Source organism: Corynebacterium gallinarum (assembly GCF_014837045.1).
Lineage (GTDB): Bacteria > Actinomycetota > Actinomycetes > Mycobacteriales > Mycobacteriaceae > Corynebacterium > Corynebacterium gallinarum.
The window spans coordinates 146056-165450 of the sequence record NZ_JACSPR010000004.1 but is presented as its reverse complement, the minus strand read 5'-3'; the positions used below and the strand labels follow the sequence as shown (position 1 = coordinate 165450).

Here is a 19395-nt window from a genome sequence, read left to right as displayed (position 1 = left end):
CAAGTATCCCGCCCCTGCGGAAATGGGGCCTGGTTGACCACCACACGTCCATTTCCCAACGCCAACATGTACAAAAGATGAACAAAACATGAATTAAAATACAAAACGCCGGGTCAGAGAGATTTGTCTCTTTCCCGGCGTTTGTGGTGCCTTAGAAGTTATTCAGCGGAAATTTAGATCTCGTACTCCGGGCGGGCGAAGCGGACCATGTCATTCCACTCGACGATCTTCTTACGCTCGCGACCCTCCTGCTCACCGGCCTCGCGCTCGGCGGCATCCAGCAGATGCCAACCGGACCAGGTGGTGTAGGGGATCTTCCGGTCGTCGAGAAGCTCGATGATCGCGTCGGTGTCCGGGTTCGCCGGGGCGGGCAGGGAACCGGCGGCGTAATCGGCCAGGAGCATCTCCGTGGTTTCCTTGGCGTCGGACTTGGTGTTGCCGATCAGCCCGATCGGTCCGCGCTTGATCCAGCCGGTGGCGTACAGGCCGGTGACCGGGGCGCCTGTCGACGGGTCGATGACGTGGCCACCGTCGTTGGGGATGACTGCACGCTCAGCGTCGAAGGGGACATCCTTGACCGCGTCGGAGCGGTAACCGACCGCGCGGTACACGGCCTGGACATCCCAGGTGGTGAACTCGCCGGTGCCCACCACGCCGCCGTTGCCGTCCAGCCTGGTGCGCTCGGTCTTGAGGCCGGCAACGCGGCCGTCCTCACCGAGGATCTCCACGGGGGATTCGAAGAAGTGGATGAACAGCTTGTGCGGGGCGCCCTTGGGGTCGCGGATCGCGTACTGCTCGAGGGTCTGGCAGACCAGGTCCTGCGACTTGGAGTCACGGCGTGCCTGCTCGGAGGCGGCATCGTAATCGATGTCCTCCGGGTTGACCACCACCTCGATGTTGGGGGAGTGGTCCAGTTCCTTCAGTTCAAGCGGGGTGAACTTGGCCTGGGCTGGCCCACGACGCCCGAAGACGTGGACCTCCTTCGCCTTGTTCTGCGACAGGGATTCGTAGACATTGTCCGGGATCTCGGTGACCTTGAGCTCATCACCGGTCTTGGCCAGGATGCGGGCGACGTCGAGTGCCACGTTGCCCACACCGATGACGGCGACCTTCTCGGCGGACAGATCCCAGGAGCGGGCGAAATCCGGGTTGCCATCGTAGAAACCCACGAACTCGCCAGCGCCCCAGGAGCCCTCCAGATCCGCACCCTTGACGCGCAGATCCTGATCGCCGGTGGCGCCGGTGGAGAAGATGATGGCGTCGTAGAACTCACGGAGCTCATCGACGGTGATATCGCGGCCGATCTCGATGTTGCCGAGCAGGCGCAGCTGCTCCTTATCCAGCACATTGTGCAGGGACTTCACGATGCCTTTGATGCGTGGGTGGTCCGGGGCCACACCGTATCGGATCAGGCCGAACGGAGCGGGCATGCGCTCAAACAGGTCGATCTGGACATCCTGGTCGGACTTCATCAACAGATCGGATGCGTAGATTCCGGCTGGGCCAGCGCCAACAACAGCGACGCGCAGAGGGCGAGACATAGACAGTTTTCGTTCCTTAAACAGTGGTCGACGATCCCGGCCGCTGGGCAGGGGTGGGCACCCGAATCTGAGGCGACCGGGTACTCCGGGTTCCTAATAACCCTTCATGATACGTGGTTTATCTACAGGGAGGTAGGTAACCCTACCTACACTCCGGATGAGGGGGTTTTCCGCCCGGCGGGATGTTCACCTGCCGTACACTGAGGGGGTGGCCTATGCAGGGCAAAATGGCCGTGAGGATGTCCAGAAACTTCGCAAAACGTTCTTCGCAACCTGTAACACGGAAATTTTGTTTTTGTGAAGATCCGCGGTTTGTGCAGCTCACGCGGTCGCCCCATACCCGCAGGTAGGTGTTATGAAAGAAAAAAATTCCATCCGTGAGGTATCGGGCTTCAAACGACGCTAAGCTATGCGAAGAATCACAACACTTGCCACGAGTGCCGAGCGGCACACATCTGGTAGAGGGGATCACCCCCATCTCTTCCGGGTTGAGAGAAGAAAGGCGATGCATGTCTGACACCCCCACGTCGGCTCTGATCACCACCGTCAACCGCAGCTTCGATGGTTTTGACCTTGAAGCGCTCGCACGGGACCTGCAAGTCACACTGGTACCCATACGCAGTGATGATTTCGACATGTCCAAAGTCCTCGCCGCGGATCTCCTCGCAGATGGGCCCGCTCTCATTGTCGGCGCAGGTAATGCGCACTTCGATGCCCAGGTGGCCGCCGCGCTCGGTGTGCCGATGCTGATGCTCGTCGACAAGCGTGGCTCCCACGTCACCCTGGCGCGCACCCAGGCCAAGAACGTCGGCGCCGTGGTCGTCGCGGCCTTCACCGCTGAGGAGGAGGCCAAGCCGGACAAGCTGAAGAAGGCCGTCCGCAACCACGGCAACCTCGAGCCGGTCATGAGCGCCGCCCTCTTCGAGAACTGGCTGCTCAAGCGTGCCCGCACGGAGCAGTCCCACATTGTGCTCCCGGAGGGCGAGGATGACCGCATCCTCATGGCCGCCCACCAGCTCCTGGAGAAGGACATCTGCGAGCTCACCATCCTCGGTGACCCGGAGCAGATCCAGTCGCGTGCCACCGAACTCGGCCTGCACCTGGAGAAGGCCGATGTGATCAACCCGCTCACCGACCCCAAGCTGGATGAGTTCGCCGAGCAGTTCGCGGAACTGCGCAAGAGCAAGGGCATCACACTCGAACAGGCCCGGGAGACCATGAAGGACATCTCCTATTTCGGCACCATGATGGTGCATAACGGCGACGCCGACGGCATGGTTTCCGGCGCCGCGAACACCACCGCGCACACCATCAAGCCGAGCTTCCAGATCATCAAGACCGTTCCCGAGGCCTCCGTGGTGTCCTCCATCTTCCTCATGGTGCTGCGTGGACGCCTGTGGGCCTTCGGCGACTGCGCCGTCAACCCCAACCCCACCGCCGCGCAGCTCGGTGAGATCGCCGTGGTGTCCGCGAAGACCGCCGCGCAGTTCGGCATCGACCCCCGCGTGGCCATCCTGTCCTACTCCACCGGCAACTCCGGTACCGGCCCCGATGTGGACCGTGCGATCGATGCGCTGGCGGAGGCCCGCCGCATCAACCCGGACCTCAAGATCGACGGACCACTCCAGTTCGATGCCGCCGTCGATCCCGGCGTGGCTAAGAAGAAGATGCCCGATTCCGATGTCGCCGGACACGCCAACGTGTTCATCTTCCCGGACCTGGAGGCCGGGAACATCGGTTACAAGACCGCCCAGCGCACCGGGCATGCCCTCGCGGTTGGGCCGATCCTCCAGGGTCTGAACAAGCCCGTCAATGACCTGTCCCGCGGCGCCACCGTCCCCGACATCGTGAACACCGTCGCCATCACCGCCATTCAAGCCGGAGGCAAGTAAACCATGGCCCTAGCACTCGTTTTGAACTCAGGTTCCTCCTCGATCAAGTTCCAGCTCGTCGACCCGGCGAACCATGCCACCGACGATCCCTTCGTCTCCGGACTGGTGGAGCAGATCGGTGAGAAAATGGGCCGGATCATCCTGAAGATCGAGGGTGAGAAGGTGGTCAAGGAAGCCCCCATTGCCGATCACTCCGAGGGACTGTCCATGTCCTTCGACCTCATGACCGAGCATGGTTGCGGCCCCTCCCAGGTGGACATCATCGCAGTGGGGCACCGCGTGGTGCACGGCGGCATCCTCTTCTCCGCACCGGAGCTGATCACCGATGAGATCGTCGAGATGATCCGTGACCTCATCCCGCTGGCACCCCTGCACAACCCCGCCAACATCGACGGCATCGAGGTTGCCCGCCGGATCCTGCCGGATGTCCCCCACGTGGCGGTCTTCGACACCGGTTTCTTCCACTCCCTGCCGCCAGCGGCCGCCCTGTACGCCATCAACAAGGATGTCGCGGCGGAATACGGTGTGCGTCGTTACGGTTTCCATGGCACCTCCCACGAGTATGTGTCCTCACGCGTGGTGGACCTGATGGACAAGCCCATCGAGGAGATCAACATCATCACCTTCCACCTGGGCAACGGCGCCTCCATGGCCGCGGTGCAGGGTGGGGTGGCGGTGGACACCTCCATGGGTATGACCCCGCTGGCGGGCCTGGTCATGGGCACCCGCACCGGTGACATCGACCCGGGTGTGGTCTTCCACCTGGCACGCAACGCCAACATGAGCATCGATGAGATCGACAACCTCATGAACAAGAAGTCGGGCGTCAAGGGACTGTCCGGGGTCAACGACTTCCGCGAGCTGCACCAGATGATCGAGGACGGCGACCAGGATGCCTGGTCCGCCTACAACATCTACATCCACCAGCTGCGCCGCTACCTCGGTTCCTACATGGTTGCCCTGGGTCGCGTGGACTGCCTCGTGTTCACCGCCGGCGTCGGCGAGAACGCCCACTTCGTCCGCGAGGATGCCCTCGCCGGTCTGGAGATGTACGGCATCAAGGTCGATCCCGAGCGCAACAAGCTGCCCAACGACGGCCCGCGTCTGATCTCCACCGACGACTCCGCGGTGAAGGTCTTTGTCATCCCCACCAATGAGGAGCTGGCGATCGCCCGGTACGCCGCCAAGTTCGCCGAGTAACACCCGTCTTCTGCAGACAGTGAAACGCCGCCCCGGGATCGGGGTGGCGTTTTGGTGTGCCGGGGATCAGAACCACGTGAAGGGCCGGACCGCGTTGGCCATGTCCACCAGGGTGTAGCGGTGTCGGGCGAACGGGGCGGACCGGGCCTGCACCCGCAGGGCCTCGGAGATACCCTCCCGGAGGCCGCGCTGCGTGAACGGGTACTCGAACAGGGGGTTGGGGGAGGCGGCGGACTGCAGGTCCCTGTCCCGCAGCCAGGACAGGCCGGCGGACATGATGGCGATCTTGATCTGGTTGAAGCGGGGTTCGTTGGTGGGGATCTCGGAGAGACGCCGGGCTGAACGCCGGATGCGTGATTCGCTCAGGTTGGAGCTGAGCAGCAGCAGGATCGTGGTGAGTTTGGCCATGCGGTGGTGACGGGAGGCCGGTGACAGTTTGTCCAGGGCCTGCACCGCCAGCTCGATCTGGCCCTCCGCCATCAGCTGCCGGGCCAGACCGAAGGCCGAGGACACCGTGGTGGGGTTGGTCAACCACACCAGGGCATAGACACGCAGTGAGTGGAACCGGAGGATCGACGGTTCCGAGGTGATATGCGACCAGGTCTTGCCCAAGCCGGTGAACTCGGAGACATCCAGCTGCTCGAAGTCATCACCCAGGGTCGCGGTGGCGTTGACCAGGGCCGGGGTGAGCAGGGGGGTGTTCTCATGCCCCATCTGCTGGAGGAGTAGTTCATCCACCGCCGCCAGCGCCAGCTTCGGGGCAGCCTCACCGGGCAGAATGGTGAGCACGGTGTAGAAGTATTCCTGGGCGGCGGCGTAATCATCGAGCAGGAGGTGGGTGATCCCGGAGAACCACTGATGCCGCCAGTCCCGGCCCATCCGCTCCTTGAGGGTGCCCAGCCAGGCGCGTGCCTCGGCGGTGAAACCCAGGTCGAGCAGGGCACGCACCACACCGAGGGGGATCTCGATCGAGTCGCGGTACTGCTCGTCCTCCATGGAGGTGCGCAGGTTCTCCAGGGTTTCGGAGGCCTCCGCATAGGAGGAACCCGACAGCATGCGGGCACCGGGGTCGGTGCGGTCGATCAGGGGAACCGGCAGTGCGGAGACGATCTCGGGGGCGGTGATGCGGACCTGCCTGTCGATCCCGTCGATAAGCTTGTCCGTGCGGAAGACCATGTGCTTGGTGCCGAAGGTGCTTCGCTGGGGGGAGAACAGGGAGTGCTGGGCGGGGAATTGTTTCCCGTCGCGGATGGCCAGGATCTCCCGGAGCACACCGAACAACTGGGTGCGCAGCTCCGCGACCGAGGTGAACCGGTCCTCCGGTGTCACGGCGGTGGCGCGCAGCAGCAGGCGGTAAAAGGAGAGGTGGCGGCGCAGCTGCGGCTGATCGTTGGGCGAGGGGATCCCGGGGGCCAGCACACCGTCCTCGACGGGCAGTTTCAGGGTCAGGGCCGCCAGGGTGCGCCCGATGGTGTAGATATCCGAGGCCACCGACGGACCCTGCGTGGCCACCTCGGGTGCCTGGTACCCCTTGGTGCCGTAGATATAGCCATAGGCCCCGATGCCGGAGACCGCACCCAGGTCGATCAGCTTGATCTGATCCTCGGTGGCGATGATGTTCTCTGGTTTGAGATCGTTGTAGACCACGCCGCGGGAATGGAGATAGTCCATGGCGGGCAGCACCTCGAGGATGTACCCGATGGCCAGGTCGAAGCTGAGCACCCCGTCCTTCTGCTGCTTCCGCCGGTCATTGAGGGAGGGGCCGTTGACGTATTCCATGACGATGAAACCACCGGGCACCCGGGGATCATCGATGAAGTTGTAGGCCTTCACGATGCCCGGGTGGGTGATATCGGCCAGGAAGGCGCGCTCCGCCTCGGCCGTGCCCTGGTCCTGGGCACTGGTCTGCGCCATCATGCCCTTGAGCACCACGACACGGTTGGCCACATTGAGGTCATTGGCCAGGTAGATCCACCCCATGCCACCGTGGGCGATCACCCCCAGGACCTCATACTGCTCGGCGACGATGTCACCGGCCTGCAGCTGGGGTGGTTTGATCCCGGGTTTGAGTTTCGCCTCCGGATCGATGAGCAGTTCGCTCTCCGGCTTGGGTGTGATGAACGGCAGCTCCACCATGCCGTCGGCCACCATGCGGGACTGACGGGTGATACCGCGACGCTCACGGAAGGTGGAGATCGCCTCCCTGCGGCTGCGGGCACTCGGGTCGGCGCTGGCGAAGGTCGCGGCGGTCGGGATCTCCGGATCGCTGATCGTGATGTCGGTGGGTTCCTCCACCTCCTCCGCGACGAACTGCCCCTGGGTGGCGCGGAGCTGATCCAGATCCTTCAACAGGTGATCGAGTTCCTCAGCCGGGAGGTCGTCGTCATCATCGTCATCGGCGAAGGGATCGAACTTCACCGCCTCCGTGCCGGGGGAGACAGCATCAGGGTCGTAGGCCACGCCCTCCGTGGGTGGGGCCAGGGCCAGCTCGACCTCATCGAGATCGTCATCGTCGTCGGCGAAGGGGTCGAACTTCACCGCCTCGGTGGGAGGTGAGGTCCCCGGGTCCTCCACATTGTTGCCGTCACTGTTCGTCATCGGTGTCTCCGTCATCTCCGTCCTCTGCCTGCGGTTCGTCCCTGTACTGCAACGGTGGCGGACCATAGGTGTACAGGTACTCGCCGAACCAGTCATTGAACATCGACCACCAGGTGGTGTCCTCCTGGATGCGTTCCATCGTGGCATTGACCTGCCTCACCAGGCCGGTGGTGTCCTTGCTCGCCCGGGAGGGGGCGATGGCCACGGCGTAGGACTCCCAGGCCAGGATGGACGGCAGGATCCGGGTGTAGGGATCCTGTGCGGCGATGCCAGCGAGGACCACATCATCACCCAGGATCGCCTGGGCCTGCTGCTGCTGGAGTGACATGAGGCAGTCCGACCAGTTGCGGGTGCGCAGGATGCTGGATTCCGGTGCCATGGCGCGGGTCTTCTGCAGGGCGGTGGACCCGTCGGCCACGCAGACGGTGTGGCCCGCGAGATCATCAATGCCCTGGATGCCGGAGTTGTCCATGACCAGCAGGCGGGTCTGGGTGCGCATATAGGGGGTGGAGAACTCCATGCGCCGCAGGCGGTCCTCGGTGACGGACACCGAGCGGATGACCATGTCCACATCACCGCGGGATAAACCGCGCAGGCTGTCACCGGCCTCGATGAACCGGAAATCCACCGCCTCGGGGTTACCGAAGATGTCCCGGGCGATCTCCTTGGCCAGCTGCACCTCGAAACCACGTAGTTGTCCACTGACGGGGTCGCGGAAGCTGAGCAGGTTCTTGGACTGGTCCACTCCCACGATGAGACGGCCGCGCTGGAAGATCTCCGGGACCCGTTCCTTCGGTTCCCGGTCATCCGGGCGCAGGGAACCCTCCCAGGTGTCGGTGATGACCGGGCGCGCCGGGACGGTGCCGGGGGCCTCCACCTTGGAGCCCGGGGGCAGGGGAGGGCCCGCCTCGGGGTTGATGCGTGGGTACATATCATCGAGGGTCGCGGAGGTGTCTATCTCCGGGTTCACGCAGGACGCCAGCAGGGTCGCGGACAGCAACGCCCCCACCAGGGTGGTGGGGAGGCGGCCGGGTCGTCGATAAGCTCCCGTCATCACAGGTACTCCTGCAGACGGGGCCGGATACCGATCCACAGCGCCATCACCGAGGCGATCGACAGGATCAGCACGGAGATGGCCACCAGCGAGGTCGCGGCCAGGCCGCTTTCGATGTAGGAGCGCATGGCGACGCGGGAATCCGCGATGAGTTCAGCCATGGCCGCGTCCAGTTCATCGAAGCTGGTCCGGCCCGTCGCATTCGTGGACAGGACGGTGGTCACGGCCGCGTTGTAATCGCCGTTCTGGAGGAACATCATGAACTGGTCATGCTCCCGCGACCAGTCGGTCATGGCTTTGCGCACCTGGCCTATGAGCACCTGGTGTTCCGGTGTCTGGGACTGGGCGGTCTGCTCATATTCGTCCAGCGCCCGCTGGATCTGGCTGATGGTGGCGTTGAACCCGGTGGTGCTGCCCTGGATCGACTGCCGACGCACCAGGGCGAGTGTCTCCGTGGTGCGGGCATGCTGGGCGTAGATGCGTGCCGTGGTCATGGATTTCAGTGGTCCGGATGCCTCCTCGAAACCCCGGGTGCCCGCCTGCCAGGTGGTCCAGTCCGCGGCCGCGACCCAGAAAGTGGCGATCAGCATCATGGCGGTGGCCAGGGCGAATCCCTTGTTGATCCGACGGCGGGTGACACGCATGAGCCACCACTGCGCCAAGGTCAGCATGGCCAGCGCCGCCACCAGACCCGACAACGGCACCCACTGCGGGCGCATCATCGTCCGCTGCTGATCCGTCACCGCACGGCTGGTCATGTTGTACAGCTCGGAGGCCTTGGGCAGGATCTCATTGCGCATCATCGCACTCGCCTCGGCCATATAGGCCACGCTCACCGGGTTACCCGCCCGGTTGTTGCTGCGTGCCGTCTCCACCAGACCCGTGTAGATGGGCAATTGACGCTGGATCTCTGTCACCAGCTCCATCAGCCGTTCATCTGCGCTGTCGGCGGAGGATGCGGTCTCGGTGGCGGCCACCGACGCACGGTCGATCGCCGAGTTGTACCGCACCCTGTTCATCGGCCCCTCGATGCCGGCCTGCACAAACCCCGTGGTGGCGATGGTGTCCGCCACCGACAGGGATGTGTAGAGCACATGGGCGTTGTAGGAGACCGGTTCCGTGTTGGTGATCAGGTTGTCCAACTGGGACTGGCGCTGGTCGGAGGAGATCGACATGGCATAACCGGCGGCGAAGATCGCCACCGAGATAATTACCGTCAGTGCCGTGATCTTGCCCGGGGAGGTGTTGATGAAACCCCACAGGCGACGCAGCACAAACAGTGGCTGACCGAAGGTCTCCTGGATGATGGCATTGAGGACACTGCGCTTGGACCGGTTCTCCATCGTGATCGGATCAAGCCAGTGATCCGGGGAGTCCTCATCATCCTCGTCATCGATAAGGGCGGTGTTCCGGACCGGCTGGGCCGTGCTGCGGAAACTCCGCACCCCGGCGCGGGCCCGCCTACTCCCACCGGTGAGGACACGACGTGGGGTGTCCGTATGGACGGGATCGGGGAGGTCCTCCTCACCCTGTCGGTCACCCTTTGCCGGTGATCCTTGCATGCCGGACGCTCCGCCGGGCGCACCCGACCCACCTGCAACTGTGGATTGCTCCCCAATTCCATCCCGCGTCATTGTTTCAGGATAGCGCGGTTGATGTCTGTGAGAAAGTAGACGGCGCAATCATATTGTGATCTGGGTAGCGGAAGCTCTGCTGTGGCTCTGCTGTGGCTCTGCTGTGGCTCTGATATGGCCCTGATATGGCTGTGATGCGGCGGGGTGGGCAGGTGCCCAACGCCCCGCCCCCGAACCCAGCTCCCCGCCCCGTCATGTTCCACGGAACCCCGTTGTTCCCCTAATGTGTAGTACATGAGAGGCGATGGTGATGGTTGGGCAGCGGGACCTGAGGGTGCTGCCATGTGGGGACGCAACGGGGCGGCTGGTCTGCTGCTGATCGCAGGTTATGCGGGGGAGGAGATCTCCGGCTGGCGGATACTCATGCAGCACCGTGCGCACTGGACCAATAACGGTGGCACGTGGGCGCTTCCGGGTGGGGCGCGGGATTCGCATGAGTCCGAGGCGCAGGCCGCGTTGCGTGAGGCTGCGGAGGAGACGGGAATAGATGCAGGGCAGGTGGAGATCCTGGATACCCTGGTCACCGCGGGGCCGTTCCCGGCTGATCCGGAGCGTCCTGAGCTCGCCGGGGGGTGGACGTACACCACCGTGATTGCGCGTACCACCAGCGGTGATGTGCTGGAGACCACCGCCAATGAGGAGTCCCTGGAGTTGCGCTGGGTGTCTGTCGAGGAGGTGGAGGACCTGCCGTTGATGCCGGCGTTCAAGGCGTCGTGGCCACGGTTGCGGGGTCTGGCGGGGGACCTCGCTGTGTTGAATTAGGCAACTAATGACACACTGGTCTGCATGATCGAAGTCGCAGGCCTCACCAAACAGTATGGGCAGGTCCGGGCGGTCGAGGACCTGACATTCACTGTCAAACCAGGCATGGTGACGGGTTTCCTCGGGCCGAACGGCGCCGGCAAATCCACCACCATGCGGTGCATCGTCGGGTTGGATAACCCCACCTCCGGGCATGCCACCATTGATGGGCAGCCCTACCGGGCGTTGAAGAATCCCCTGACGCGGGTGGGTGCGCTCCTGGATGCCAAGGCAACCCACCCGAACCGTGCGGCGGCCAATCACCTGAAGTGGATTGCGCAGGCCAACGGATTGCCCACCTCCCGGGTGGATGAGGTGCTCGGACTGGTTGGTCTGAGCGATGTGGCGGGTAAGAAAACCGGTGGGTTCTCGCTCGGCATGGGGCAGCGGCTGGGGTTGGCGGCTGCGCTGTTGGGTGATCCGGAGTATCTCATCCTGGATGAGCCGGTCAACGGGCTTGATCCGGAGGGTATCCACTGGGTGCGCATGCTGCTCAAGAGCCTCGCAGCGGAGGGGCGCACCGTCCTGGTCAGTTCCCATCTGCTGTCGGAGATGGCGCTGACGGCGGATCACCTGGTGGTCATCGGCCGTGGCCGGTTGGTGGCTGACACCCCCATCCAGGACTTCATCCGCGAGCATTCCGCCACCACTGTCACGGTGCGCACCCCGCAGCCGGACGCGTTGCAGGCAGCGCTGCAGGCGCGCGGGATCCGCTTCGAGACGACGCTTGTCGACGCCCGCCCCACCTTCACCATCATGGACCGCACCACCGATGAGATCGGTGAGCTCGCCTTCGCCCAGGGCATCGCGCTGCTGGAGCTTTCCGAGCACCGTGCCTCCCTGGAACAGGCCTTCCTCCAGACCACGGGTGAATCCGTGGAGTACCAGGCAGAAACACCACCCACCCCGCAGGAGGAGAGGTAGACCCATGTTCGTCAATGTTCTGAAGTCCGAATGGACCAAACTGCGCACCACCAGGTCTTTCTGGTGGACCACGGCGCTCATCATCCTGCTCAGTGTGGGTTTTGCCGCCATCACGGGTACGTTCGCCACCGGGGAGGATCTGGCCACCACCCTGCTGTTGGCGGGCAGCACCGTCGCGGGTGTCTACATCGCCAGTTTCATCGTGGTGATTGTCCAGGCGGTCATGATGTTCACCACCGAGTTCCGGTACGGCTATCAGCAGCAGTCCTTCCTGGCTACCCCGAAGCGCTGGGTGGTGGCGGTGGCGAAATGGCTGCTCTACACGGTGTTGTCGATGGTGATCATCTTCATCACGGTGTTGTTGTGCTTCTATGTGGCGAAGACCCTGGCCTCTGATCTGGCCAGCAGCACGCTGGATGTCTGGAATGACGACGAGGCACGTCGCATCATGTGGCAGTACCCGGTGGGTGCGGCCCTGCTGGTGACGTTCTCCTCCGGTATCGCCCTGTTGCTGCGGCAGTCCGCCGGTGCCATCGCGCTGATCCTCATGTGGCATCTCGCCCTGGAGGATCTGGCGGGTATCCTGCCCCGGGTCGGGGAGTTCGTGGGTAAATACGGACCCTTCACCAACCTGCGGTCCTTCATCACCGGGTACCAGACCGCGGATCCCGGGTGGGGGCCGGAGTTCGGCGCGGTCTACTTCGGTATCTGGGCGGTGGTGTTGCTTGTCGCTGGCATCGTCGCGCTGGAGAAGCGGGATGCCTGACACCCAGCCTGGCCCAGGCTTCTAGTTCATCATGGTGTACAGCAGCAGAACCGCCGCGGGGATGGCGATGTAGAAACCGAGGATGAAGATGAGCGCGTTGGTGTAACTGCGGGCGGCGATGCCCGCACTGGTCTCAGCCAGGCTGATGATCATCTGGGACAACCGGGGGATGGACAGTACCAGGGTGGAACCGATGACGTTGAACAGCACATGCACCAGGGCGGCCTGCAGGGCGAAGGCACCGTAGACACCCACGACCGCGAGGGTGGCCACCGTGGCGGTGAGGGTGGTGCCCACATTGGCACCCAGGATGACCGCGAGGATGACCCGTCGTTTCAGGGACTGGGTGACCGCGAAGGGCTGCATGGAGGACACCGTGACCGAGGATGCGGTGACCAGCACCGTGAACAGCAGTCCGATGCCGAAACCGATGAGATTGGACCGCACCCCGATATGCGGGGTGTCCTCCGGTCCGGAGAGGGAGAACTTGTCCAGCAGGGAATGGGCGGTGGCCGCGGTGATCATCCGCAGCTGGTAGCTCATCACCCGGATGGCCACCAGGATCAGGAGGGTGCCGGTTCCCAACGTCAGGAGGGTGGCCATGCCGGCGCTACCTGCCATGCCGAACAGACCGTTGGTACCGATGAGGGCGATGAATGGCTCCACCACCGCCTGAACCACATGGGTGGTGGGTGCGGAGGTGTCACCCGCCCCGAGGAAGGCTTCGGCGAGTTCACCGGAGATGTTCTGCAGCGGGTGGAAGAGCATCTCGACGGTGAGCAGGACCATCATGACCAGCATGTTGAACCACAGGTGCATCGCCGCGGTGGTGAAGGCCTTCTTGAATTCCCGCCGTTCACCCATATAGGAGAAGGCGACGAGCAGGGCGGTCATGGTGGTGCCCACATTCGCGCCCATAATGATGGGGATGGCGACGGGCACGGAGACGATACCGGCGCCCACCGCGGCAACGGTCAGCGTGGTGGTGGTGGTTGAGGACTGGACCAGGGCTGTCGCCAGGATGCCGATCAGCAGTCCGATCAGGGGATCGCGGGCTAGGTCGTACATGCGGGCGGTGCTAGCGGAGCCGACGTTGTACACACCGTCGAGGATGAGGTTGATGCCTACGATGATGGCGAAGATGGACACCAGCACGATGAGCCAGCGCACGAGTTTCCCCCAGCCGGACAGGAGAACCTGGTCGTCGCCGGGGGTTATCTTACGGGGGTTGATCGGGTGGAAGGTGCCGGGGAGGAACGCTGCGGCTGGCCCGCGTCCCGCCGGTATGGGAGGGGGGAGCGTGCGTCGCGGATGTTGAACGTATTCGAAGTTGCCGGCCACGCGGGTTCCCTCCCCCTCATTGAATTAGGTGAATGTCTGTCGGTGAAGAGACCAACCCTGCTCTTCTGTATCTAACTTGAATCCTACATGGATGGAAGGTTAACAATCCAATAAAGGAGGGGGTGAAACGCATTCCAAATCCCTCCCAGGATGCTAAGCTTTGGACTTTTGCTATTTTGTAATCCAGACCACAGGATACCGCGTGGTCTGCTCAGTCGGCGTCACACCAGGGTTGGGATACTTTCATGTCGCAGAATAAGTCACAGGACAAACAGCGCCTCAGCACCCCGCTCCTGCTCGGCCTCGCTCTGCTCACGGCCACCCCGGCACTGTCGACGGACATGTATCTTCCCGCCCTGCCCATGATCGCCACAGATCTGGACACCACCACACCCCTGGTGCAGTTGACCCTCTCGGCATTCATGGCGGGCATGGCGGTGGGCCAGCTCATCATCGGGCCGATCTCCGATTCCCTGGGCCGGCGCAGACTCCTGCTGGCGGGCGCGGTGGTGTCCCTGATAGCCAGCATCGGTTGTGCGCTGGCGCCCTCGATCGGGGTGCTCATCGGGATGCGTCTGCTCCAGGGGTTGGGCGGGGGAGCCTGCGTGGTCATTGCCCGGGCGATTGTCCCCGATCTGGCCCGGGGTAGGGAGGCCGCCCAGGCGTTCTCGCTGCTGATGATCATCCAGGCCATCGCCCCGGTGCTGGCCCCGGTGGTCGGTGGTGTCATCTCCGCGCCGTTCGGTTGGCGGGCGGTGTTCTGGGCCCTGGCGGTGATCAACGTGGCCCAGGTGCTGGTGGTGGTGTTCGGGATCCGGGAATCACGCCCGGTGGCGGAACGCACCGGGGTGGGGCTCGCGGGCATGCTGTCGAACTATCTCCATGTGCTGCGCAACCCCCGGTTCCTGGCCTATGCGGTGGTGCTGGCTGTGAGCTTCGGCGCGATGTTCTCCTACATCTCCGCCTCCCCGTTTGTGCTGCAGAATCAATTGGGGATGACCCCGGTGATGTTCTCCGTCGTCTTCGCCGTCAATTCGCTCGCCCTCATGCTGTCCGGGTTCCTCAACCGTCGACTGCTCAACTCGGTGCACCCGCACCGCATCATGGCATGGGCGATGGTGGGGTTCATCAGCCTGAATGTGGTTCTCCTGGTGCAGGTGGTGCTGATCCGCTCCACCCCACTGTTCCTGGTGCTGCTGTTTCTCATCATCGCGCATGTGCCGTTGATCATGGCCAATGCCACGGCACTGGGCACCGCGGTGGTGCGGGAACGCGCCGGGTCCGGTTCCGCGGTGATGGGTTTCCTGCAGTTCTCCATGGGCGGTCTCATCAGCCCGGTGGTGGGGCTGGGGTCCGACCGTGCGCTGTCGATGGCGGTGGCCATGGTGGTCTGCTCTGTGTGCGCCGGGGTGGCGGTGTGGGTCGCCGGACGCCACCCCCTGCCGGAGATGAACTGACGAATCCCTACTGCAGCGCCGAGGTCAGCCGCATGACATTGTCCAGGTAACGCCTGCCCCAGCTGCGCTGGTTCCACTGGTCCAGGGTGAGCCTGAGGCAGACGTCCTGGTAGTGGGAGGTCAGGTCGTTGAGATCGCTGATCAGATCCCCCTTGGCCACCATCATGGAGATCTCGTAGTTCAGGCCGAAGCTGCGCATGTCCAGGTTGGAGGAACCCACCACACCCACCGGCACATCAGTGTCCTTGCCGTCGGGATCCGCGAGCACATACTTGGTGTGCAGGACGAAGGGTTTAGGGTACATGTAGATCTTCACCCCGGCCTCCAGCAGTGCCTGGTAGTAGGAGGACTGGGCGTGGTTGACCATGAACTGGTCGGCCTCCTCGGAGACGAACAGCTCCACCCGCACGCCCCGGTAGCAGGCGGAGGTGACGGCCTCCAGGAGGGATTCATCGGGGATGAAATAGGGGCTGCACAGCACCACCCGTGATTTGGCGTGGTGCACGATGGAGTTGAACATCCGCAGGTTGGGTTCCGTGTTGTACCCGGGCCCGGAGGGCACCAGCTGCACCAGGTTCTTCCGGGAGTTCTGTGTGGTGTCGGGGATGGTGGTGTGGGCCTCCTCGTGGTCGCGGATCTCCAAGGTTTCGTTGGATTCCACATACCAGTCGCCGGCGAAGACCATCTCCATGGAGGAGACGATCGGGCCGGACATCTCCACCATGAGGTCCACCCACTTGCGGCCGATCTTGATGTTCTTGCGCTGCAGGTAACTGGCATCGATCATGTTGAGGGACCCCATGAAACCGAGGTGGCCGTCGATGATGAGCATCTTGCGGTGGTTGCGCAGGTCGGGCCGGCGGAAGCGTCGACGCCATGGCTGCAGGGGCAGCATGAGGTACCATTCGATGCCCATGGCGGTGAGGTTCTTCTTCAGTTTGCGGTAACCGGGGTATTTCCAACTGCCCACATGGTCGAAGAGCAGGCGCACCTTCACCCCGCGTTTCTCGGCGCGCTCCAGGGCCTCGAAGAAGGGCTGGGTCGTGCTGTCCCAGGCCATGATGTAGATCTCCACGTAGATGTAGTCGCGGGCCTCATCCACGGCCTCCGTCATGCGTTTGATGGTGGCGTTGTAGTCGGAGTGCACCCCGTGGTTGACGCCGATCACGGCGGGCATGTTGGTCAGACGCCGGTTCAGGCGGATGACGGATTCGAGCTCCGGGTGCACGCTGACACCGTCGGGGTAGTCGGGGACATCGTCGTGGACGTCCTCGATGAGGTCATTGATCTCCTGCTGGATGCGGTGTCGTCGCTTGTTGATGTAGGGCGACCCCATGAGCAGGAACAGCGGCAGACCCACGAAGGGGATGAGGAGAATGGCCAGCAGCCAGGCGGTGGAGGTGCTGGGGCGGCGACCCTCGGGGACATAACCGATGGCGATGATCTTGATCGTGTAGTCCACGATCAGACCGATGGTCTGCCAGGTTTCCAGGTTGATGGAGATGTTCATACGCGTGCCATCCCGCCCCGGTTATACCGAGTAATCGACGATCACCGGTGCGTGGTCCGAGGCACCTTTACCGCCGCGTTCCTCCACATCGACGAAGGTGTGGTCGGCGGTGAGTACTGGGGTGGCCAGCTGGAAGTCGATGCGCATGCCCTCGCCCTTGAGGAAACGCGCACCCTTGTAATCCCAGTAGGTGAAGGTGCCGGGGCCGGGGCTGGTTTCGGTCAGGCCCACCTCGATCAGCTGCTGGAAGGCGGCGCGCTCCGGTTCGGTGATATGCGTGTGGCCCTCGAAGGCGGAGACGTCCCAGACATCCTGGTCGGTGGGTGCGATGTTGAAATCACCCAGCAGGATCATCTTCTCCTCCGGGTTGTCCCGCAGCACATCCGCCACGTGGTTGCGCAGGGCGAACAGCCAGCGCAGCTTGTAGTCATAGTGCGGGTCGGCGATCTCGCGGCCGTTGGGCACGTACAGGCTCCACACCCGCACGCCCCCACACACCGCGCCGATGGCACGGGCCTCGATGGCCTGCTCCTTCTCGGGGTCCTTGTCAAAACCGGGTTGCCCGGGGAAACTCGTCTGCACATCCTCGATGCCCACGCGGGAGATGATGGCCACGCCGTTCCACTGGCTCAGGCCGAAATGCGCGACCTCATAACCGATCTCGCGGAAACGTTCATAGGGGAACTGGTCGTCCTTGCATTTGGTTTCCTGCACGGCCAGCACATCCACGTCGTGCCGGATGAGAAAATCCACCATCCGGTCCACGCGTGTGCGTGCGGAGTTGACGTTCCAGTTCACGATGCGCATGCCTTATACCCTAGCGTTTTGCTTATCGACGCCCCCGTCCGCCTGCCCTCCCGCACCCCTAGCGGGTGCGTTCGGCGTAGCGATGCCGGTGATGCTCGGTGAAACCGAGCTTGGTGTACAGCCCGATGCCCGCCTCGTTCCGGGAGATGACCTGCAGGTATGCCTCCGCGGCGCCCATTTCGGCGCCCCAGTGCTGGATGCGGGCGCCGAGCGAGGTGCCCAGCCCGCGGCGTCGATAAGCAGGCGCGACCTCCACGGCCGAGTACCCGAGGAAGGTGCGCGACTCCGCGGCGGTGATGGTCGCGCGGGTGATGGCGACGGTCTGGCCGAGGGAGGTGACCAGGCGGCCGAAACCCATCTGGCCGTCGATGCGGGTGCGCAGCAGCTCCAGGGCGTGCGGCGGGAGCGCGTGACCACGGAAGTGGTACATGTTCAGCCAGTCGTCATCGGGCTGGTCATCCACCCGGAAGTCCAGGCCCTCGGGCAGGGTGAACGGGTCGAGGGTGGACAGCTCGCGGGTCATCACGAGGATCTCCGGGCCGAGGTGCCAGGCCTCTGGTTCCGCGGAGATCACCTTGTGGGCCGGTTTGCCGATCCGCTCCGGGATGTGCAGACGCACCGGAAGCTGGTGGGCTGCGTAGAACTCCTCGATCGCATCGAGGGGGACGGGATCGAACCCGGTGGTGGGCCCCAGCGGGGAGGCGGAGTTGGAGCGCTCCGTGATTCCGTCACCGGCGCGCAGGAGCCACCCGTCCACCCACTCATTGCTCAGGCCCGGGAAGGCCTTGGCCGTGGCGACCTCGACGGCGCGGATATCGGAGTTGCGGATGGTGCGCGGGGAGAGGATCCGCACCACCTCGAGCTGGTGATCGGGGATGACGATCTCCTCGGCGGTCGACGGCATGCCCCCGACGGACTGGGGGCGCACCACCAGGGGATCAAGCGCGGTGACATGGCCGATGACATCGGTCCAGTGCACATCGGCGCCCTCGATGCGGCGTCGCACCACCACGCGGTCGCCGATCGCGGGGGTGTGGCTGCGGAACCTCGGCAGCCTAGACGTCATGTCCGAAGGGATCCTCATCCACGCCCGGGGTCCAGGTCAGACCAGGCTCGGTCCACCCGTTGGCCTTGATGGTCTTCTTGGCCATGCGCTTCCAGCGCCCGATGAGCGTGTCGGTGTAGACCAGGCCGTCCAGGTGACCCACCTCGTGCTGGAAACAGCGGGCGAGGAAACCGGTGCCCTCCATGGACCACTCCTCACCGTCCTCATTGAGGCCGGTGACCTTCGCCCAGTCCGCACGGCCGGTGGGGAAACCCTCACCGGGGACCGAGAGGCAGCCCTCCTCCTCGGAGCCGTCATCGGCGGGCATGGTCTCGGGGATCTCGGAGGTCTCCAGGACCGGGTTGATGAAGCAGCCACGGTGCATGGTGCCCTCATCATCGGGGCAGTTGAACACGAAGATGCGTTTGGACACCCCGATCTGGTTGGCGGCCAGGCCGACACCGTTGGCGACCTCCATCGTCTCGTACATGTCTGCAATCAGTTCCTGCAGCTCGGAGACGGGTTCGGTCACCTCCTGGGTGGGGTTGTGGAGGACGGGATCACCGTGGATAACAATTGGACGGACAGTCATGTTCTACAGTTTAGGCATGCTCAGCGCTGATGATTTAACGCTCCTTCAGTTTGAGGCGTCCGCACCCCGGGCACCGGGGGCGAAGGAGGAGGCCATCCGTGCCACCTTCGGCATCTCCCCGGTGCGCTACTACCAGCGCCTCAACCTCATCATCGATACCCCCGAAGCGATGAAAATCAACCCAACCCTGGTCTACAGGTTACGGCGTCGCGCCGGAAAGATAGACTAAGCGC

16 protein-coding genes are annotated in these 19395 nt (G+C 63.8%); 7 read left to right on the top strand and 9 right to left on the bottom strand.

What is annotated here, in order from left to right; translation table 11 throughout:
* Positions 1-173: 173 nt before the first annotated feature.
* Positions 174-1541, bottom strand: a complete 1368-nt coding sequence (locus H9627_RS07315; protein WP_191733352.1) for an FAD-dependent oxidoreductase — start codon at positions 1539-1541, stop codon at positions 174-176.
* Positions 1542-2050: 509 nt separating this feature from the next.
* On the opposite strand from H9627_RS07315, the gene pta reads away from it, so the two are divergent.
* Complete coding sequence (gene pta / locus H9627_RS07310) at positions 2051-3433, top strand: phosphate acetyltransferase (protein ID WP_191733351.1); 1383 nt, start codon at positions 2051-2053, stop codon at positions 3431-3433.
* 3 nt (positions 3434-3436) lie between these two features.
* On the top strand, positions 3437-4633 hold the full coding sequence (locus H9627_RS07305; protein WP_191733350.1) for an acetate kinase: 1197 nt from the start codon (positions 3437-3439) through the stop codon (positions 4631-4633).
* A 66-nt stretch (positions 4634-4699) separates the two neighbouring features.
* Here the strand turns inward: H9627_RS07305 and H9627_RS07300 are convergent, their stop codons facing one another.
* Genes H9627_RS07300 through H9627_RS07290 form a run of 3 tightly spaced genes read right to left on the bottom strand, consistent with a single transcriptional unit; the run spans position 4700 to position 9628 of the window.
* Complete coding sequence (locus H9627_RS07300; protein ID WP_191733349.1) at positions 4700-7231, bottom strand: serine/threonine protein kinase; 2532 nt, start codon at positions 7229-7231, stop codon at positions 4700-4702.
* On the bottom strand, positions 7218-8285 hold the full coding sequence (locus H9627_RS07295; protein WP_191733348.1) for a transporter substrate-binding domain-containing protein: 1068 nt from the start codon (positions 8283-8285) through the stop codon (positions 7218-7220). The genes H9627_RS07300 and H9627_RS07295 overlap by 14 nt, the downstream gene beginning before the upstream one ends.
* A complete protein-coding gene (locus H9627_RS07290) occupies positions 8285-9628 on the bottom strand; it encodes an MCP four helix bundle domain-containing protein (RefSeq protein WP_225213621.1) in 1344 nt (447 codons plus the stop codon). Before H9627_RS07290 ends, H9627_RS07295 begins: the two co-directional genes overlap by 1 nt.
* A 525-nt stretch (positions 9629-10153) precedes the next feature.
* On the opposite strand from H9627_RS07290, the gene H9627_RS07285 reads away from it, so the two are divergent.
* Genes H9627_RS07285 through H9627_RS07275 form a run of 3 tightly spaced genes read left to right on the top strand, consistent with a single transcriptional unit; the run spans position 10154 to position 12410 of the window.
* A complete protein-coding gene (locus H9627_RS07285; protein WP_191733347.1) occupies positions 10154-10681 on the top strand; it encodes an NUDIX domain-containing protein in 528 nt (175 codons plus the stop codon).
* A gap of 24 nt (positions 10682-10705) precedes the next feature.
* On the top strand, positions 10706-11644 hold the full coding sequence (locus H9627_RS07280) for an ABC transporter ATP-binding protein (RefSeq protein WP_191733346.1): 939 nt from the start codon (positions 10706-10708) through the stop codon (positions 11642-11644).
* 4 nt (positions 11645-11648) lie between these two features.
* On the top strand, positions 11649-12410 hold the full coding sequence (locus H9627_RS07275) for a multidrug ABC transporter permease (protein WP_191733345.1): 762 nt from the start codon (positions 11649-11651) through the stop codon (positions 12408-12410).
* A 21-nt stretch (positions 12411-12431) separates the two neighbouring features.
* On the opposite strand, the gene H9627_RS07270 is transcribed toward H9627_RS07275, so the two are convergent.
* Positions 12432-13751 (bottom strand): Na/Pi symporter, encoded by a 1320-nt coding sequence (locus tag H9627_RS07270; RefSeq protein ID WP_318247767.1) that lies wholly within the window; start codon positions 13749-13751, stop codon positions 12432-12434.
* A 245-nt stretch (positions 13752-13996) separates the two neighbouring features.
* Here H9627_RS07270 and H9627_RS07260 point away from each other — a divergent pair, with 245 nt between their 5' ends.
* Entirely contained in the window at positions 13997-15208 is a 1212-nt protein-coding gene (locus H9627_RS07260) for a multidrug effflux MFS transporter (protein ID WP_191733344.1), read from the top strand.
* A gap of 7 nt (positions 15209-15215) precedes the next feature.
* Here the strand turns inward: H9627_RS07260 and cls are convergent, their stop codons facing one another.
* The 4 genes from cls to H9627_RS07240 are packed head-to-tail and all read right to left on the bottom strand — an operon-like array spanning position 15216 to position 19162.
* The gene (gene cls / locus H9627_RS07255; RefSeq protein ID WP_191733343.1) at positions 15216-16718 is read right to left on the bottom strand and encodes a cardiolipin synthase; all 1503 of its coding nucleotides are present in this window, start codon (positions 16716-16718) and stop codon (positions 15216-15218) included.
* A 21-nt stretch (positions 16719-16739) separates the two neighbouring features.
* Positions 16740-17525, bottom strand: a complete 786-nt coding sequence (locus H9627_RS07250) for an exodeoxyribonuclease III (protein WP_191733342.1) — start codon at positions 17523-17525, stop codon at positions 16740-16742.
* 58 nt (positions 17526-17583) lie between these two features.
* On the bottom strand, positions 17584-18591 hold the full coding sequence (locus H9627_RS07245; protein WP_191733341.1) for an N-acetylglutamate synthase, CG3035 family: 1008 nt from the start codon (positions 18589-18591) through the stop codon (positions 17584-17586).
* Positions 18581-19162: a peptide deformylase gene (locus H9627_RS07240; RefSeq protein WP_191733340.1), complete on the bottom strand. Its 582-nt coding sequence runs from the start codon at positions 19160-19162 to the stop codon at positions 18581-18583. The genes H9627_RS07245 and H9627_RS07240 overlap by 11 nt, the downstream gene beginning before the upstream one ends.
* A 16-nt stretch (positions 19163-19178) precedes the next feature.
* Here H9627_RS07240 and H9627_RS07235 point away from each other — a divergent pair, with 16 nt between their 5' ends.
* A complete protein-coding gene (locus H9627_RS07235) occupies positions 19179-19391 on the top strand; it encodes a DUF3263 domain-containing protein (protein WP_191733339.1) in 213 nt (70 codons plus the stop codon).
* The last annotated feature ends 4 nt before the right edge of the window (positions 19392-19395 follow it).

What these genes read in the sequence shown, in the direction of transcription:
- cls (WP_191733343.1), bottom strand. Translation starts at nt 16,718, where the DNA reads ATGAACATCTCCATCAACCTGGAAACCTGGCAGACCATCGGTCTGATC.
- H9627_RS07275 (WP_191733345.1), top strand. Translation starts at nt 11,649, where the DNA reads ATGTTCGTCAATGTTCTGAAGTCCGAATGGACCAAACTGCGCACCACC.
- H9627_RS07295 (WP_191733348.1), bottom strand. Translation starts at nt 8,285, where the DNA reads ATGACGGGAGCTTATCGACGACCCGGCCGCCTCCCCACCACCCTGGTG.
- H9627_RS07260 (WP_191733344.1), top strand. Translation starts at nt 13,997, where the DNA reads ATGTCGCAGAATAAGTCACAGGACAAACAGCGCCTCAGCACCCCGCTC.
- H9627_RS07250 (WP_191733342.1), bottom strand. Translation starts at nt 17,525, where the DNA reads ATGCGCATCGTGAACTGGAACGTCAACTCCGCACGCACACGCGTGGAC.
- H9627_RS07305 (WP_191733350.1), top strand. Translation starts at nt 3,437, where the DNA reads ATGGCCCTAGCACTCGTTTTGAACTCAGGTTCCTCCTCGATCAAGTTC.
- H9627_RS07315 (WP_191733352.1), bottom strand. Translation starts at nt 1,541, where the DNA reads ATGTCTCGCCCTCTGCGCGTCGCTGTTGTTGGCGCTGGCCCAGCCGGA.
- H9627_RS07290 (WP_225213621.1), bottom strand. Translation starts at nt 9,628, where the DNA reads ATGGAGAACCGGTCCAAGCGCAGTGTCCTCAATGCCATCATCCAGGAG.
- H9627_RS07240 (WP_191733340.1), bottom strand. Translation starts at nt 19,162, where the DNA reads ATGACTGTCCGTCCAATTGTTATCCACGGTGATCCCGTCCTCCACAAC.
- H9627_RS07300 (WP_191733349.1), bottom strand. Translation starts at nt 7,231, where the DNA reads ATGACGAACAGTGACGGCAACAATGTGGAGGACCCGGGGACCTCACCT.
- H9627_RS07280 (WP_191733346.1), top strand. Translation starts at nt 10,706, where the DNA reads ATGATCGAAGTCGCAGGCCTCACCAAACAGTATGGGCAGGTCCGGGCG.
- pta (WP_191733351.1), top strand. Translation starts at nt 2,051, where the DNA reads ATGTCTGACACCCCCACGTCGGCTCTGATCACCACCGTCAACCGCAGC.
- H9627_RS07285 (WP_191733347.1), top strand. Translation starts at nt 10,154, where the DNA reads ATGAGAGGCGATGGTGATGGTTGGGCAGCGGGACCTGAGGGTGCTGCC.
- H9627_RS07245 (WP_191733341.1), bottom strand. Translation starts at nt 18,591, where the DNA reads ATGACGTCTAGGCTGCCGAGGTTCCGCAGCCACACCCCCGCGATCGGC.
- H9627_RS07235 (WP_191733339.1), top strand. Translation starts at nt 19,179, where the DNA reads ATGCTCAGCGCTGATGATTTAACGCTCCTTCAGTTTGAGGCGTCCGCA.